This is a genomic window from Lysinibacillus sp. NPDC097214, assembly GCF_050277945.1.
Classification (GTDB): domain Bacteria; phylum Bacillota; class Bacilli; order Bacillales_A; family Planococcaceae; genus Lysinibacillus; species Lysinibacillus xylanilyticus_B.
On the sequence record NZ_JBNNSS010000003.1, the window covers coordinates 94,735 to 111,529 of the forward strand.

Below are 16,795 nucleotides of genomic sequence, written 5' to 3' on the forward strand. Positions count from 1 at the left end.
AGAAATCCCCCTTGTAAAAGAAATATGGTAGCGCTGGAATTGCGAGCGCTACCATAAATTTACCGTATATTCTGACAATAACAATGTTGTGATAATAATGATAATTTATTTCATTTTGATCATAAAGTTTATCCTGCATGAACAATTAGTAAATTATCTGTACCAAAAGAAGAAGTTAGGCGGGAGATTGACTGTGCGTGAAAGCCCGATTGGTGAAAACTAATAATTAGTAGGGATGAAGAAAAACCCCTGCTAAAAGTATCGCTTTATTGAGTGATGAAGTATCTACGCTCTGGTCGACCGACGGTACCGTAAATAAGTTCAGTATGTGCCTGTCTTTGTGTAACGAGAAATTCTAAATAACGCCGAGCTGTAGAACGGCTAACCCCGATATTTTTTCCTAGTACTTCTGCAGTAGTACCATCTTCGATTGTATTTAAATGACTGACTACATAATTCATTGTTGTTGGATCGATCCCCTTTGGCAATAACGATAATTTTACTTTTTCATTGGAAGGTGCTTTTGGCCAGAGCTGTTCAATTTTTTCTTGTGTGAATTTTTCATCATTTTGTAAAATAACGTGTTTCAAGCGGAATTTTTCGATACTCTCCTTCAATTGCTCGAAAGTAAAGGGTTTTAAAATATAGTCCGTCACATTTTTTCGATAAGCGTCATGCACAATATGCGCTTCTGTTGCGGCTGTAATCAAAATAATGTTAGTAAATGGTCGAAGTGCTTGGATCTTATCGATCAAATCAACGCCAAGAATATCAGGTAAAAAAACATCTAATAGAATAAGGTGCGGCGAAAAAGACATGAGCCAGTCTAGTGCCTCCTCACCGGTATTTGCACAGGCAATGACATGAAATCCTTCAATTTTTTCTAAAAAACGTCGATGCACGTCCGCCACACGTACATCATCCTCTATAATCAATACTTCAATACTTTGCATCTCCTAAATGGCCCCCTTTGTTTATAGATACAATGAATAAAGCCCCACTTAAATCTCCTTCTCCAAGAGCCAGTGTGCCGTTTAATTCATGAACACTTGAGATAACTTTACGTAAACCGTATCCTCTAAATTTTGTATCTTTTGTCGAAATATTTTCTGAGAAGAGTATTTCTAGCTTTTCTTGTGCTATGCCGTTCCCTGAATCTTCAACCTCTATTACAATTTCTTCGCCATTGTCAAAAACAAAAAGTCTAACAATTGGTGGCCGATCTTTGTTTTTCTCAACCTCTTCAAAAGCATTTGTCAACAAATTACCCATGATGGAAATGATGAGACTTTTTTCGATGTTATCAGGCAATGTTTCTATATAACTATCTTCATCGAAAATAAGTTTGACTTTTAATTCCCGGGCTCGATTGAAGAATCCAATAATAAGTCCATTTAAAAATGGATCTTTGACACGATTTGTAATGAACTGAGTTAATGAGGATTGTCCTTGTACCTCTTTATGAATAATAGATAATGCTTCATCTGAGGCATTCAATTGAATTAGCCCAGATATTGTATAGAGAATATTGTTAAATTCATGTGTTTGTGCACGTAAGGCTTCGGTATACTGCTTCACTTGAGATAATTCGATCGCTAGCTGGTCAATTTCAGACTGCAAACGAAAACTAGCAACAGCGCCAACGATTTTACCTTTCATCTTTATGGGCACGCGGTTCACAATTACTTCATTTCCATTAATAATCATTGGTTTATCGTGTTGTTTTTTTCCATAAGTAAGTACTTCAAGAAGGTGAGTATTTGGAACATGATATTTAATATTTTCGCCAATTACGGAATCCTTGTCAGATAAATGCAAAATTTTAGCGGCGGCATTGTTCAGAGTTGTAATTTCGCCTTTATGATTAACAGTAATAATTGCTTCTCGTACAGATTCAATCAATGCATTTTTCTCTGTGAAAAGATTGGCAATTTCATTTGGTTCGAGATTGAAAATTTGTTTTTTGATGCTACGAGATAAAAAAACGGAACAGAGAATACCAATTATTAAGGCAATCATCATAATATAAAAAATGTTGTCGAGATATTGCAAATATAGATGGTCTAATTCACTTGTTAAGTAGCCAATTGAAACGACACCAAGAATCGTTCCATCCGTATCTAACACAGGTGCTTTACCTCGAATTGACTCACCCATAGAGCCATTTGCAATTGAAATATAGGATTCTCCACCTAATAATGCACGGTCATTGTCGTCACCAACCATGGGTTTACCAATTCTTTCAGTAATCGGATGGGAGTAACGAATCCCATTTTTATCGCCAATAACTACATAAGCAGCTTCTGTTGTGTTCATAATAGTGATGCTGATTTTTTGAAGTGCTTCAGTTGGATTATCTGTTTTAAACGCAGCTAAAACATCACCACGATCAGCAGTTGTTTCTGCTAAATAAAGAGCTCTTTTTCCCAGTTGTGTTTGCAGTGCATCAGAAATTGTTAAATAAAATAATAAGCCAGCAAAGACTACAATGATTAGAATGAAAAAACTACTATAGTAGGCAAAGCGTGTTTGTAATTTTAATGGTTTTATAATAAGCAATCATCGCCTTTCGCTGGAATTTAGAAAATTTAAAATAGTAAATCTATAATAACAGCTAATATGTTCTATAATCTATGATTGTTCAAAAACTATAAAAAGGATACAAAGGTTGATAGAGTTGAGGAGCATCTAATTATTTTTGTATCTAGAAACAGTAGAAAGATACGTGTGCCTAAATAGTATAGTTTGTTGAAATGTTGTTTCTATTGTAGGCTTTTTTCTATTGTTTTTCTAAAATTATAATAGACAGAAAATTCCTGCAGTTGTAGAATAAACGTAATGGGGGGTGAAATGTGGCGAAATGTTGAACGAGAATTATGCTGCGATGTTAAAGAAGGTTGTTCGAATTATTGTTCAGATTGGGATACTCAATATTTTTTATTACATGGGCGTAGGTATTGTTGCATTACTACATGTACCTCTTCCGGGAAGTGTAATTGGATTACTATTATTAGCACTTTCACTCCATTTTAAAATAATTAAAGTAGAATACATTCAAGATGGAGCAGGCTTTTTAATTGGCGTATTAACCTTGTTTTTCATTCCTGCAACAGTAGGAGTGATTGACTACCCTGAACTTGTTTCAACAACTGGTCTATTGATTATGCTAGCCGTTATAGCAAGCACGCTAATCTCTATTTATGTTACGGGATTACTTAGTCAAATTGTTGAGAAGAAAGAGCTGACTAAAAAAGAAACGGAAACCATTGTAGAAGAAGGAAAGGGGGAATTAACGGTTGATTGAAATTATTGTTGTCGTTGGCACCGTTGTGTTATTCGTATTATTTACAAAACTTTATCAACGTTTCCCTCATCCTTTAATGATTCCGCTAGTGACGACAACTATCGTTAGTGCAGTTATGTTATTAGTCTTTAATATTCCATATTCTACTTATATGGAGGGAGGGAAGTGGCTTCAAAAAATGCTAGGTCCAGCAGTTGTAGCACTTGCTTATCCTCTCTATAATCAGCGTACGATTATTATGAAATATAAATATGCTATTTTGTCAGGTATTTTTATTGCCATGATTACAGGTTTAGTGACAATATTTGTTATGCTGAAATGGATTGGTGTTAATAAAAGCTGGTTGCTGACGGCCTTGCCTAAATCGTTAACGACACCTGTAGGTATGCAGGTGAGTGAGACAATTGGAGGCATACCACCATTAACAGCTGTTCTTGTCATGCTGGCAGGGTTTGTAGGCGCTATTATAGGGCCGTTAGTCATTAAATATGGCAAAATTGACTCCGCCGTTAGTAGAGGTGTTGCGGTAGGTAGCGCTTCACACGGTGTTGGACTTGTTAAATTAAGAGAATACGGAGAACAAGAATTATCAGTAGGCTCGTTATCTATGGCCTTAACTGCAATTATTGGCGCATTTTTATGTCCATTATTTGTTTATTTATTTTTGTGAAAAAGCTATATACAGAATCTGTATATAGCTTTTTTTAACTTTTTTCGATAATAAACTGAATAGTATGAGCAAGGCCTGTGTGGAGCTTACCTTCATTTCGCACTTGTTCACCTGTGAAAAAATGAATGATTTTATAAGGCTGACACCATTTTAGAATATCTAATGGATCATATAAAAAATCAAGCTGTCTTGGGCCACCTGAGGCGTAGGGTAGTTGATAAATTGAATAAAGTTCCATCATAATACGACCTCCAGACTTTACGGAATTGACAATCTTCTTAAACACTTCTTGTTGGTGCTCAGCCGGAAAATGTCCAAACACCATAATAGCAGCATCAAACGTTTCGATTGGTAATTCATCTTGAAGTAAGTCAGTAAGCTTTGTATGAACTGCAACATTATGTTTTTCCGCGAGCTGATTTGTTTTCTCAAGACCGCTTTCAGCATAATCAAAGGCAGTTACTGTATGGCCTTGTAAAGCTAAAAATACTGCATTTCGACCTTCACCTTCTGCGTATGCAGCCACGTTTGTATAATCTTTTAAATAGTGAACATAGTCTTCTATAAAAGCATTTGGTTGCTCACCATAGACATATTCGATTGTGTTGAATCGCTGATCCCATGTATTCATCTCATCACTCCTTTTAAGTTCTTTCAGCAGATTCCCAAACATCCGCTGAAAATAGGAACTCAGTCTAAGAACGTCACGTCCTGTGGCATTACCGAAATGACCGACATCGTGTCGGCCCTCATGCAGGCCTAAGCACAAAGCCGATTCTGGACGCAATTATGCCGAGGCATAATTGATTATATTGTAAGTGAAGTAAGCGCTAGAATCGAATATTTTGCTTCGTTCATGAAAGCAACTATGCGTTGCGAATTAGCAAATAACAACTTCTAGAATAAAGTGTAGGTATCCATTATTATTTGATCAAAATACTATAAGTTGGAGGTGAAGTTCAATGAATTTAGAAAACCGTTTAAAGGAATTAAGAGAACAACATAATTATACACAGGATGATGTCGCACGCTTTTTAAATATTTCAAGACAATCTGTTTCAAAATGGGAGTTAGGAAAGGGCTATCCTGATATTGATAATTTAAGAAGGTTAAGTGATTTATATAAAATTTCTTTAGATCAGCTTATTACAGGTGAAGAAAAATACCATAAACTAGAAGCCCTAGCCCCAGCCCCAGTTTCAGCCCCTGATTCAAATAAATCCGATCATAAAACTGTTGGTGATTTTTTGTGGAGGTATTGGTGGCTCGTTTTCCCTATGCTTGGGATGATCTCTTCTTGGTTCTATTACCATTATTAACTTCTTTCAGTGGGTGTCTAAACACCCGCTGAATATAGGAACTCAGTCTAAGAACGCCACGTCCTGTGGCAACGACTGAGTGACCAACATCATGTTGGCCCAAAGCCTCCGGCCGATTCCGGACGCAATTATGCCGAGGCATAATTGATTCGAGAAAAAAAGCTACCTCTTTCTGAGGTAGCTTTCTCCATTAAATAATAGGTTTACGTTCTTTTATGACGCGGATCGTTTTTAATGTTGTATCTTCTGGCCCTTGTACAGGTAAACCAGCTTCAATATTCATTTGAATATAACGAATATTTTCTTGTGTAATTATTTCCCCGGGAATAAAAATCGGAATACCTGGGGGATATACCATAACGAATTCTGCACAAATACAATTATCTGCTTCTGCAAGAGGAACAACTTCAGTATCTGCATAAAATGCATCACGTGGTGACATAGCAAGTGCAGGAATATCCGGTACATTGACCATTGTTTCAGTAATAGCAGCTTCTGAATCGAATGCTTTTGACATACGACTAAGGGCATTGATAAGGAGATTAATTTCCTTTTTTGTATCACCTAATGTCACTAAACATAAAATATTGTATAGGTCCGATAATTCTACTTCAATATTTGCATTGTGACGGAGCCATTCTTCAGCTTGATGACCAGAGATGCCTAAATCTTTAATACTTATTAGTAGCTTTAAAGGATCCATATCATAAGTTGCTGATGAATTTAATTTTTCTGTACCAGCACATTTTAAATGTGGAATTTGGTTAATGCGTTTACGTGCATCCTTTGCCAAGCGAAGTGCATCACCAATTAAATCATAACCATGGATTGCTAGCTGACGTCGTGCTGTGTCGAGGGAAGCAAGTAATGGATAAGATGTCGATGTCGTTGTTAGCATTGACAGGACAGCTTGTACACGTTTTGCAGAAACAAGTCCTTCACGAACATTTAAAATAGACGTTTGGGTCATAGAACCACCAAGCTTATGTACGCTTGTTGAAGCCATATCTGCCCCAGCCTCCATTGCGGAGTATGGGAGATCATCATGAAATTTAATGTGTACACCATGTGCTTCATCGACAACTACCGGAATATCACGACTATGGACTATTTCTACAATACGCTTTAAGTCTGCTGTGAAGCCGAAGTACGTTGGATTAATAACAAGTACTGCTTTTGTATCTGGATAAGCATTCAAAGCTTTTTCAACAGCTTCAGGCGAAATTCCATGAGAAATACCGTATTCACTATCTACTTCAGGATGAATAAAAATCGGGATTGCTCCAGCGAAAACAATCGCCGACATAATGGATTTATGAACATTCCGTGGTACTAGAATTTTATCACCTGGACCGACGACGGTCAGAATCATCGCCATAATAGCGCCACTAGTACCTTGAACGGAAAAGAATGTATGATCAGCACCGAAGGCTTGGGCAGCAAGAGCTTGCGCTTCTTTAATAGCGCCCTTTGGTGAATGTAAATCGTCTAGTGGAGCAATATTAATTAAATCAATTGATAAAACGTTGTCGCCGACGAATTCTCGGAACGCAGGATCCATACCTTGACCTTTCTTATGGCCTGGAATATGGAACTGAATAGGGTGTCTGTTCCGATGTTTTAGTAATACGTCGAACAATGGAGTCTCTAGTTGTGACAACGCAGGTACCACCTCACTTTTTAATATCTAACAAAACAAATGAATTATAGCACCTAATTGCACGAAAAAACAGACTTTGCAGAAAAAAATAAAAATAAAAGGATTTTTTGATAATTTCGAGAAATTAGTATCGTAGGAAAGGGGATGTACTATGAATTGGAATACACGTGTGACGGAGCTTTTAAATATTAAATATCCAATTATACAAGGGGGATTAGCTTATTTAGCCTATGCTGATTTAGCAGCTGCTGTGTCGAATGCTGGAGGGCTAGGGCAAATAACAGCAATGAGTTTACGGGATCCTGACTTATTGCGCGCAGAGATTCATAAAGTACGAACATTAACGGATAAACCGTTTGGCGTAAATTTTGCAATTGGTATGTATGGCACTGGTTATGAGGATATGGTGCGCGTAGCGGTGGAAGAACAAGTACCCGTTGTTACAATGACTGGCGGGAATCCTGCACCTATTTTTGATATTTTGGAAGGAACGGATATTAAAAAATTAGTTCTTGTTGCTGCACGTAGACAAGCTCAAAAGGCTGAAGAACTAGGTGCGGATGCTGTTATGGTTGTTGGGCAAGAGGGCGGAGGTCATCTTGGACGCGATGATATAGGGACTATGGTACTCGTGCCACAGGTTGTAGATAGTGTGACAATACCTGTCATTGCCTCTGGTGGTATTGGTGATGGCCGTGGCTGGATGGCAGCTCATGCACTAGGAGCAGAGGGAATTGAAATGGGGACGCGTTTTATAGCGACAAAGGAATGTGTTGATGCCTCTGAGGCTTATAAAGAAGCATTAGTCGCAAGCACCGAAGCAGATACGACTGTTATAAAACGCTCTATAGGTGCACCAGCAAGAGCGTTACGCAGTGAATTTACGGAAAAGATTTTAGAAATTGAACGCACTACACCTACGTATGAGGCATTAAAAGATTATATTAGCGGGAAAGCAAATAAACGTTTTATTTATGAGGGCGAAAAAGAAGAAGGTATTGGCTGGGCTGGACAAGTTACAGGAATGATTCATGATATTCCAACAGTCGAGGACCTTATTACTCGAATGCTTGCAGAAGCAGAAAGTATCCGGGTAAAATGGGGTCAGTAACATAAAGGTGGTTATGTCCAATGGAATACTCTTATCCGTTTTCAACGGATTGGTCAACTGAGGAAATTGTTGATGTTGTCCAATTTTTTGAAGGAATTGAACAAGCTTATGAAAAAGGCATTAAGCGTGAAGTGATGATGGCGAAATATCGTCGTTTTAAAGAAATTGTTCCTTCACAGGCCGAGGAAAAAACAATTTTCCGTGAATTTGAAGAAGCAAGTGGCTATGTCAGTTATCCTGTTGTGAAACAAACAAAAGATGCAACTGATGGCACAATTATTAAAGTTGCCCCAAAGCAACGTAGATAAAAAAGAGGCCGGGAAAAACTGGTCAAAACTTAAAAAGCGCGAGAAATCAATTGTAGAAACATTGATTTCTTGCGCTTTTCTGATGAAATTATTAAAATTTTTTTGTAAAAATATGCTGCCAGGTGTCAATTCAGATGACCCTCCGGCAAAACGAGGGGTTGATTTCCGCTCCGACTGGGCGCTTTGTTGCTGACGCTGCGCTTTCGCACAGGTAAAACATTTGTAGCTGCCGCTTCGCTTTCGCACAGAGCAAAGCTTCTTGGGGGCGTCCGATGAGCCGCTTGGGCCAACACGATGTTGGTCACGAAGGCGTTATCACAGGATGTGATGTTCTTAGCCTTCGTTCCCATACTTGCTCGCTCCAGGGTCTCGGGCCAAGGAGTCGCCCCGGTCTCTGCTCCAATCAACTGCTTCACAAGCATGTTTCTTGACTATTTTTTTCTGATCGCTTTACCCTATCGCAGTGTTAAAAATAAGCGTATTTCATATACTACTTAAACAATATAAAACTTTTTCAATTTTTTTGAAAATAAGAGAAAAAATAATAATTCCTTCAAACTCTCATCGACAAGAATATTCCACAAACAAATTTTCGTTTGCTAGGGATAATAACGTAAATTTTCCACAATATATAAATATAAGGTTTTGTTATTGAAAATTATTTTTAGTTATTATGCCACCAAGCATGAAGCACAATCCGTCAAACTTTATTTTCCAACAATGATGTTATAAATAGGGAGTAAACGGCTAAAGGTTTCTTCCGTTAATTGATGAAGTTCACTAGCTGACAGCTTGATCGCTTGATCTTTTGGAATATGTCGACCTACTAAAAACTCACCTTTTTTAACATCACGTAAACGAACAAGTAATTCATCTAGCTTGTCTTCCTTTGCATCTTGCATGGAGATTGCTGCTGGAGACATGTGATCCCCAGAGACAATGAAATCATCAGGAAGTTGCTGTAGCATTGCTCTGTTGGCGATTAAACGTTCCGCCATCACATTTTTTTGTGGAGCTTCATAAATAATAGCTAAGACGATGAATAAATGTGTGCTCCAAAGACCAATCTGAAAGTGAGGTAATGATTTATAACCTCTTTTATACGGAGCGAAGGCAACCCAGCTATCATTCGGAGGATTTACTGTTCTTCGTGCATGCTTCGCAACATGAGGATAAAATTCTTCCCCAAGATGACTCGAAAAGAAGGAAGAAAAATCGTCTCCTAGAATTTGGAATTTTGGTCGTACACATTCATTTAAGGCATCCATTCTATGTTCTAATCCGTCTATTTGAAAAACATTGAAGTCTTTATTCGTCCATTTTATTTTCGTCATTTTTTATTAACTCCTTTCGATTTATAAGGTTTATTTTATTACGAAAATGGGAAAAAATCTTATAACAAGAACTTTCTCGAAGATGATAAGTTATTGTGAAAAAATAAAAAAAGGAAGTGATTTTTATGAAACCTATCGTAAAAATTATACGTAAAGTCGACATTGAAAAGCAATATGAACACATTTTACAATTAGAATTAGATTATGAATTAGCCTCGCTCTTTTCGGCAATGAATGAAAAAAATGATTTTGAAATTGAAAAAAGTAAAAAACGTCTGGCTGAAATTCGGCTTGAACTCGAGAGTTTGCACGTCTATGCGTAGTCAAAATTTTATACCGATTTGAAAAATCACTTGCTGAATATTCCGACAGCAGGTGATTTTTATTGCTATAAAGGGTAAAATAGACAGTATATCATAATGGAAAGTTATATTTTTAAGGAAGTATTAGGTGCTACGTATTAACAAAACGTCATGAGAAATCAAGCCTTAAGTAGTGAGAAAGTTAAAAAGCTTTGCTAAATGTAAGAGGCCTTTTCTTATAATCGAAGGGTGGGTTTTTATGGATTTACAACAAATTGATCAGTTTGCGAAAAGTATTATATTTGAAGCGGGAAGACGTATTCGGGATGCCTTTTCGTACAATTTAGTTATTGAGACAAAATCAAATGCCAATGACCTTGTCACAAATATTGACCGTGAAACAGAATTGTTTTTTATCGAAAAAATACGAAGTTTCGATCCAACCCACAAAATTTTAGGGGAAGAGGGAATGGGAGAGAAAGTAGAGTCGTTAGAAGGTGTTGTATGGATTATTGATCCAATCGATGGCACGATGAATTTTGTGAAGCAACATCGTCATTTTATGATTTCTATCGGTATTTTTGTTAATGGGGTAGGCAAGCTAGGTTACATATTTGATGTCATGCGTGAAGATTTATTTTATGCTATTGCAGGTAAAGGGGCATGGTACAATGACTCACCATTACGTAAATTGCAGTCAGTCAAAATGGAGGAATCGGTCATTGGTATAAACGCTCATTGGGTAGCACCCAATCGACATATTCACCATGAAAAAGTTATTGAAATGATTCGGAAAGTACGCGGTACGCGGTCATATGGTTCAGCCGCAATGGAAATAGCGTTTGTTGTCAGTGGTAAACTAGATGCTTATGTATCGATGCGACTATCACCATGGGATATTGCTGGGGGCACTATTATCGCTAAGGAAGTTGGTGCCATCACCACTAATTTACATGGAGAGGGCTTTGATTTCTTGCATCAGGATACGTTTATCATTGCCAATCCATCTATACACAAAGAGTTATTAGAAAATTATATTGTGCCTTATGAATAAAAAAGGAGCCGTCTATTTTTTAGACAGGCTCCTTCTTACTTTAGCAATCAACTCTTATTAAAGTAAGCCTTGCTCACGTAGTTTGCGTTTCATTTTAAAGGCTGTCATGAAAATGACACAAGTAGCCACAATGCCTGCTATTATACCTAATACACTGCTAATTGCCACTGAATACCCGATAGAACACATTGCTAAAACAGCTGCTAATGCGTAAATGGCCATTACGAATTTTGCACGATTCATAGCCGAGCCTCCTATAGTAAAATTTGTAAATCAAATATATTTTTTTAGAATGAGGAAAATTCTAATAAGGACATTTCTATCCTTCTTGTGCTATAATATCACAGTTAAACATTCGAAAAAAGAATATGGAGTGGAATAATGACAAACTTACGTCAAGATCTTCGCAATATCGCAATAATCGCCCACGTTGACCATGGTAAAACTACTTTAGTCGACCAATTACTAAAACAATCAGGTACATTCCGTTCAAACGAACGTGTTGAAGAACGTGCAATGGACTCTAACGATATTGAGCGCGAACGTGGTATTACGATTTTAGCTAAAAATACAGCAGTAAACTATGAAGGAACTCGTATCAACATCCTTGATACGCCTGGACACGCTGACTTCGGTGGTGAGGTAGAACGTATTTTAAAAATGGTAGATGGCGTTGTACTAGTTGTCGATGCGTATGAGGGTTGTATGCCACAAACACGTTTTGTGTTGAAAAAAGCATTAGAACAACGTTTAACACCAATCGTTGTTGTTAATAAAGTAGACAAAGATTCAGCTCGTCCACTAGAAGTAGTAGATGAAGTACTTGAATTATTCATTGAACTAGGTGCAGATGAAGATCAATTAGACTTCCCTGTTGTCTATGCTTCAGGTGTAAATGGTACAGCTTCTTTAGACGCTGATCCATCTAAGCAAGAAGCGGATATGAAATGTCTATTTGAGAAAATTATCGAAGCTATTCCAGCACCAATTGATAACTCAGAAGAGCCATTACAATTCCAAGTAGCTTTACTTGACTATAATGACTTCGTTGGACGTATCGGTATTGGTCGCGTATTCCGCGGAACAATTTCTGTAGGTCAACAAGTATCTCTTATGAAGTTAGACGGAACAGTGAAAAACTTCCGTGTAACGAAAATCTTTGGTTTCTTCGGCTTAAAACGTGAAGAAGTTGAGACAGCAAAAGCTGGTGACTTAATCGCCGTTTCAGGTATGGAAGACATCAACGTTGGTGAAACAGTTTGCCCTGTTGAGCACCCAGAAGCGCTAACGCCATTACGTATTGATGAGCCAACTTTACAAATGACTTTCTTAGTAAACAATTCTCCATTCGCAGGTCGTGAAGGGAAATGGGTTACTTCTCGTAAAGTAGAAGAGCGTTTACGTGCTCAATTACAAACAGACGTATCTTTACGTGTTGAAGATACTGATTCTCCAGATGCTTGGACAGTTTCAGGTCGTGGGGAGCTTCACTTATCTATCCTTATCGAAAACATGCGTCGTGAAGGCTTCGAATTACAAGTGTCAAAACCACAAGTAATCGTGCGTGAAATTGACGGCGTGAAATGTGAACCTTTCGAACGCGTTCAAATCGATGTGCCTGAAGAAAATGTTGGTTCAATTATTGAATCAATTGGTACACGTAAAGGTGAAATGCTTGATATGGTGAACAACGGCAGTGGTCAAGTTCGTTTAACGTTCTTAGTACCAGCTCGTGGATTAATCGGTTATACAACTGAATTCATGTCGATGACAAAAGGTTTCGGTATTATCAACCATACGTTCGATTGCTATCAACCATTAATAACAGGAAAAATTGGTGGCCGTCACCAAGGTGTACTAGTTTCAATGGAAACTGGTAAATCAACAACTTATGGTATGATGCAAATTGAAGACCGTGGTACACTGTTCTTGGAGCCAGGTACAGATATTTACGAAGGTATGATCGTTGGAGAAAATACTCGTGACGCTGATATCACTGTAAACATCACAAAAATGAAACAAAAAACAAACATCCGTTCAGCAAACAAAGACCAAACGAATGTTATTAAAAAGCCACGTATTTTATCACTAGAAGAAGCGCTTGAATACTTAGGTGATGACGAGTACTTAGAAATCACACCAGAATCTATTCGCCTTCGTAAACAAATTCTAGATAAAAACGAACGTGAGAAAGCAGCGAAAAAATTACGTAACGCAGAACTATAATTTTCCGCTGACATGAAAGGAAGAGGAGTCTTGGATATAAAGTCCGCTTTATTGGGTGAACTAAATGTTATTCAAGTTGCTGCATCAACAAATACAGAGGAAACAACAAAGGTTTATGAGAGAATGGCTGGTATAACAAGATTTTTATATGAAAATTTACCGAACCATGACATTGCAGGCTACGTTGTATTTCTTCTTGTATTTGTACTTTCTGCAATTGTCTATAAACTAGGCTTTGCAAAGAAGTTAAAGCTATCTCAAAATATTATCATTTATGTGTTCCTATTCCTGGGATGTATTATGTTGACATTTTTCGCGTTATTCCTACCTATGATTGAGGGTCTCATCGTAGCGGCGTTAATTTTGATTGTATATAAAATACGTATGTGGCGTGAAAGAAGAGAAGAGCAACAAGCTGCCAATCAATGAGAGTAGCTTGGCTCCTACACCTTGAAACTTGTATTGAGTTTTTAAATAATAAAACAGCCTTAGCATTAATTTGCTAAGGCTGTTTTATTTGGTATAGTAAAAAATTTTATCGTTTTAAGTCATCTACATATAAACGATTGGCTACGGAACCCATCTTCAATCGATTGTGTCTCTCAAACCTAAATTGATTGGCACCGAAATCTTCTAGTGTGAATAAGTTAATGTCGATAGGCTTATTTCATCAATCAAGGAGGAAATGGAATGCGTTGGCTTAAAAAAGGTTTACTATTTAGTGTTGTCGCTTTGTTACTCCTTTCTTTGACAGCATGTAATAAAACGGAGCTTGAAAAAGTCAAAGTTGGAGAAGTGACGCGCTCGATTTTCTATGCGCCGCAGTATGTAGCACTTGAAAAAGGGTACTTCAAGGATGAAGGGCTTTCCGTTGAGCTACAAACAATTGCGGGTGGCGATAAGACAATGACTGCGTTACTATCAGATGGAATTGATATCGCCTTAGTTGGATCGGAAACTTCTATATATGTAACGCTCCAAGGTACCAATGACCCGATTCAAAATTTTGCGCAGCTAACACAAACAGATGGCACATTTTTAGTTGCACGCAATAAGATGGATAACTTTTCATGGGATCAATTGAAAGGCTCTACATTTTTAGGGCAACGTAAAGGTGGAATGCCGCAAATGGCTGGTGAGTTCGTACTGAAAAAGCATGGCATTAACCCTGCCAATGATTTAAACCTCATTCAAAACATTGATTTTGCTAATATTGCTACGGCCTTCGCTTCTGGAACGGGGGACTATGTACAGCTATTTGAACCAACAGCAAGTATGTTTGAAAAAGAAGGTAAGGGCTATATTGTCGCTTCGTTTGGTACTGAATCTGGGCAATTGCCGTATACATCGTTTATGGCGAAAAGCAGCTATTTAAAGGACAAAGCGAAGACAGTTCAAGGTTTCACAAATGCATTGAAGCGAGCACAGGATTTTGTACAAAAATCGAGTGCAGCAGAAATAGCGAAAATTATTCAGCCATACTTTGAAAATGTAGATATTGGATTAATCGAAACAGTGGTAGAGCGTTATAAATCACAAGGTTCCTATGCTACAGATCCTATTTTGGATAAGGGGGAATGGGATAACTTGCAAACGATTATGGGAGAAGCTGGTGAACTTCCTCAACGGGTGGATTATGAAAAGCTTGTGAATACAACCTTTGCTAAAAAGGCAGCTGAGTAAGATGGAATTTTTAAAAGTAGAAAATATTCACCATAGTTATTTTTCGAAAACGCAGGCAAAGGAAGTTTTACGTGATATTAATTTAGATATTCGTAAAGGTGAGTTTGTTTCTTTTATAGGACCGAGTGGATGTGGGAAAACAACGTTATTATCAATTATTGCGGGTTTATTTTCGTCTACAGAAGGCAAAGTATATATCGATGGTGAGGAAACTGCAACACACAATCAGTCGCTCATTGGTTACATGCTTCAGCAAGATTATTTATTTCCTTGGAAAACCATCGAAGAAAATGTCACGATTGGTTTGAAAATCATGGAGCGAAGCAGTAAAACTCATAAAGTAACTGCAAATGCACTTTTGCAAGAAATTGGTTTACCGCATGTAGGGAACAACTATCCTAGAGAGTTATCGGGTGGCATGCGTCAACGAGTAGCACTTGCAAGAACTTTAGCGGTGGACCCTAAAATTTTATTGCTAGATGAACCATTTTCGGCACTTGATTATCAGTCTAAATTAAAACTGGAGGATTTAGTTGTTGAAACGTTAAAGGCCTATCAAAAAACTGCAATTCTTGTGACACATGATATTGGTGAAGCCATTGCGATGAGTGAACGAGTATTTCTATTTTCTGCAAATCCAGGTACATTGCATAAAGTATTTGAAATACCTTCAGAGTTACAAGAGCTTTCACCTTTTGATGTTCGACAACATCCGGCTTATTCAGACATATTCCAAATTATTTGGAAGGAGCTGGAGAGTCTTGGATAATACAATGTTTAAACAGTATCAGCAAATGCTAAAAAAAGAAAAGCGCTATGTTCGATTATATCAGCTTATCATCTTACTTGTATTTTTCGGTGGGTGGGAGCTTCTTTCAAGATTTGGATGGATTGACCGTTTAATTTTTAGTTCACCGACGCGTGTCTGGCACACATTAGTAGAAAAAGTGAGCGATGGTACGTTAACACTTCACGTTGGCGTTACTTTAATGGAAACAATTATTGGCTTTATTGCTGGCACACTAATAGGTACATTAATAGCAATTGTATTGTGGTGGTCACCGATGATATCGAAGGTACTTGATCCATATTTAGTCATTTTAAACGCCATGCCGAAAGTTGCTTTAGGACCCATTTTAATAGTCGCCCTTGGTCCGGGTTATTTTTCGATTGTCGCGATGGGTGCGTTGATTTCAATCATTATTACAACGATCGTAGTTTATACGGCTTTTAAAGGGGTTGATCCAAATTACAGCAAAGTATTACAAACTTTTGGGGCAACCAGATGGCAAACTTTTAGAGAAGTTATTTTACCTGCTTCCTTCCCAACGATTATTTCTACTTTGAAAGTAAATGTAGGACTTTCTTGGGTAGGTGTCATAGTTGGTGAATTTTTAGTTGCCTCAAAAGGGCTTGGTTATTTAATTATTTATGGCTTCCAGGTGTTTAATTTTAATCTTGTGCTTATGTCACTTCTCATCATCGCATTTTTTGCGACGATTATGTATCAAGTTGTCGAGTTGATTGAGAAGGCGATTGTAAAAAATAATGGCTAGACGGTTAAAGAGGCTGGGATATAAGTATATCTTTAAAGCAAAATTTAAAAATTTCACATCAGAAAAGTGCGAAAAATCAACGTTTCTAAAATTGATTTCTCGCGCTTTTTAAGGTTTTGACAAGTTTTGAAGGTGGATGTCGATAAAAATAAAAAGTTGGATATCATTTTGTTAAAACGCATGTTATGTGAAGTGGTTGATTGGAGTGGAGGCTGGGCGACTCCTCGGGGATCAGCGATAGAGGAACGAAGGCTAAAACCATCACATC

18 protein-coding genes are annotated in these 16,795 nt (G+C 37.6%); 12 read left to right on the plus strand and 6 right to left on the minus strand.

Annotated features, from left to right (window positions below; all coding sequences use genetic code 11):
• Positions 1-266: 266 nt before the first annotated feature.
• On the minus strand, positions 267-953 hold the full coding sequence (locus ACQKMI_RS07705) for a response regulator (protein ID WP_427488043.1): 687 nt from the start codon (positions 951-953) through the stop codon (positions 267-269).
• Positions 940-2,559 carry an ATP-binding protein gene (locus ACQKMI_RS07710; protein ID WP_427488044.1) on the minus strand — a complete coding sequence of 540 codons (1,620 nt, stop codon included), beginning with the start codon at positions 2,557-2,559 and terminating at the stop codon, positions 940-942. Before ACQKMI_RS07710 ends, ACQKMI_RS07705 begins: the two co-directional genes overlap by 14 nt.
• 301 nt (positions 2,560-2,860) lie before the next feature.
• Here ACQKMI_RS07710 and ACQKMI_RS07715 point away from each other — a divergent pair, with 301 nt between their 5' ends.
• Both ACQKMI_RS07715 and ACQKMI_RS07720 read left to right on the plus strand, forming a co-directional pair.
• Positions 2,861-3,304 carry a CidA/LrgA family protein gene (locus ACQKMI_RS07715; RefSeq protein WP_427488045.1) on the plus strand — a complete coding sequence of 148 codons (444 nt, stop codon included), beginning with the start codon at positions 2,861-2,863 and terminating at the stop codon, positions 3,302-3,304.
• Entirely contained in the window at positions 3,297-3,974 is a 678-nt protein-coding gene (locus ACQKMI_RS07720; RefSeq protein ID WP_427488046.1) for an LrgB family protein, read from the plus strand. The genes ACQKMI_RS07715 and ACQKMI_RS07720 overlap by 8 nt, the downstream gene beginning before the upstream one ends.
• A gap of 34 nt (positions 3,975-4,008) precedes the next feature.
• Here the strand turns inward: ACQKMI_RS07720 and ACQKMI_RS07725 are convergent, their stop codons facing one another.
• Entirely contained in the window at positions 4,009-4,605 is a 597-nt protein-coding gene (locus ACQKMI_RS07725; RefSeq protein WP_427488047.1) for a class I SAM-dependent methyltransferase, read from the minus strand.
• A 331-nt stretch (positions 4,606-4,936) separates the two neighbouring features.
• On the opposite strand from ACQKMI_RS07725, the gene ACQKMI_RS07730 reads away from it, so the two are divergent.
• Positions 4,937-5,293: a helix-turn-helix transcriptional regulator gene (locus tag ACQKMI_RS07730; RefSeq protein WP_427488048.1), complete on the plus strand. Its 357-nt coding sequence runs from the start codon at positions 4,937-4,939 to the stop codon at positions 5,291-5,293.
• A gap of 190 nt (positions 5,294-5,483) precedes the next feature.
• Here ACQKMI_RS07730 and ACQKMI_RS07735 read toward each other — a convergent pair whose 3' ends face one another.
• Complete coding sequence (locus tag ACQKMI_RS07735) at positions 5,484-6,953, minus strand: aminotransferase class I/II-fold pyridoxal phosphate-dependent enzyme (RefSeq protein ID WP_427488049.1); 1,470 nt, start codon at positions 6,951-6,953, stop codon at positions 5,484-5,486.
• A 151-nt stretch (positions 6,954-7,104) separates the two neighbouring features.
• Between ACQKMI_RS07735 and ACQKMI_RS07740 the strand changes: the two genes are divergently transcribed.
• Positions 7,105-8,064, plus strand: a complete 960-nt coding sequence (locus ACQKMI_RS07740; protein ID WP_427488050.1) for an NAD(P)H-dependent flavin oxidoreductase — start codon at positions 7,105-7,107, stop codon at positions 8,062-8,064.
• 20 nt (positions 8,065-8,084) lie between these two features.
• The gene (locus ACQKMI_RS07745) at positions 8,085-8,372 is read left to right on the plus strand and encodes a UPF0223 family protein (protein WP_079559718.1); all 288 of its coding nucleotides are present in this window, start codon (positions 8,085-8,087) and stop codon (positions 8,370-8,372) included.
• Between the two features lie 707 nt (positions 8,373-9,079).
• Here the strand turns inward: ACQKMI_RS07745 and ACQKMI_RS07750 are convergent.
• Entirely contained in the window at positions 9,080-9,706 is a 627-nt protein-coding gene (locus tag ACQKMI_RS07750; protein ID WP_323645336.1) for a DUF1054 domain-containing protein, read from the minus strand.
• Positions 9,707-9,831: 125 nt separating this feature from the next.
• On the opposite strand from ACQKMI_RS07750, the gene ACQKMI_RS07755 reads away from it, so the two are divergent.
• Both ACQKMI_RS07755 and ACQKMI_RS07760 read left to right on the plus strand, forming a co-directional pair.
• Positions 9,832-10,029, plus strand: a complete 198-nt coding sequence (locus tag ACQKMI_RS07755) for a hypothetical protein (RefSeq protein ID WP_323645335.1) — start codon at positions 9,832-9,834, stop codon at positions 10,027-10,029.
• A 238-nt stretch (positions 10,030-10,267) separates the two neighbouring features.
• On the plus strand, positions 10,268-11,062 hold the full coding sequence (locus ACQKMI_RS07760; RefSeq protein WP_323645334.1) for an inositol monophosphatase family protein: 795 nt from the start codon (positions 10,268-10,270) through the stop codon (positions 11,060-11,062).
• Positions 11,063-11,119: 57 nt separating this feature from the next.
• Here ACQKMI_RS07760 and ACQKMI_RS07765 read toward each other — a convergent pair whose 3' ends face one another.
• On the minus strand, positions 11,120-11,305 hold the full coding sequence (locus ACQKMI_RS07765) for a DUF5325 family protein (protein WP_079559722.1): 186 nt from the start codon (positions 11,303-11,305) through the stop codon (positions 11,120-11,122).
• A 138-nt stretch (positions 11,306-11,443) separates the two neighbouring features.
• Here ACQKMI_RS07765 and typA point away from each other — a divergent pair, with 138 nt between their 5' ends.
• The 5 genes from typA (at position 11,444) to ACQKMI_RS07790 (ending at position 16,527) form a co-directional block, all read left to right on the plus strand.
• Positions 11,444-13,288 carry a translational GTPase TypA gene (typA, locus tag ACQKMI_RS07770; RefSeq protein WP_427488051.1) on the plus strand — a complete coding sequence of 615 codons (1,845 nt, stop codon included), beginning with the start codon at positions 11,444-11,446 and terminating at the stop codon, positions 13,286-13,288.
• Between the two features lie 30 nt (positions 13,289-13,318).
• A complete protein-coding gene (locus ACQKMI_RS07775; RefSeq protein WP_427488052.1) occupies positions 13,319-13,717 on the plus strand; it encodes a YlaH-like family protein in 399 nt (132 codons plus the stop codon).
• Between the two features lie 261 nt (positions 13,718-13,978).
• A complete protein-coding gene (locus ACQKMI_RS07780; RefSeq protein WP_427488053.1) occupies positions 13,979-14,971 on the plus strand; it encodes an ABC transporter substrate-binding protein in 993 nt (330 codons plus the stop codon).
• A 1-nt stretch (position 14,972) separates the two neighbouring features.
• The gene (locus ACQKMI_RS07785) at positions 14,973-15,740 is read left to right on the plus strand and encodes an ABC transporter ATP-binding protein (protein ID WP_427488054.1); all 768 of its coding nucleotides are present in this window, start codon (positions 14,973-14,975) and stop codon (positions 15,738-15,740) included.
• Positions 15,733-16,527 (plus strand): ABC transporter permease, encoded by a 795-nt coding sequence (locus tag ACQKMI_RS07790; protein ID WP_427488055.1) that lies wholly within the window; start codon positions 15,733-15,735, stop codon positions 16,525-16,527. The genes ACQKMI_RS07785 and ACQKMI_RS07790 overlap by 8 nt, the downstream gene beginning before the upstream one ends.
• Positions 16,528-16,795: the final 268 nt, after the last annotated feature.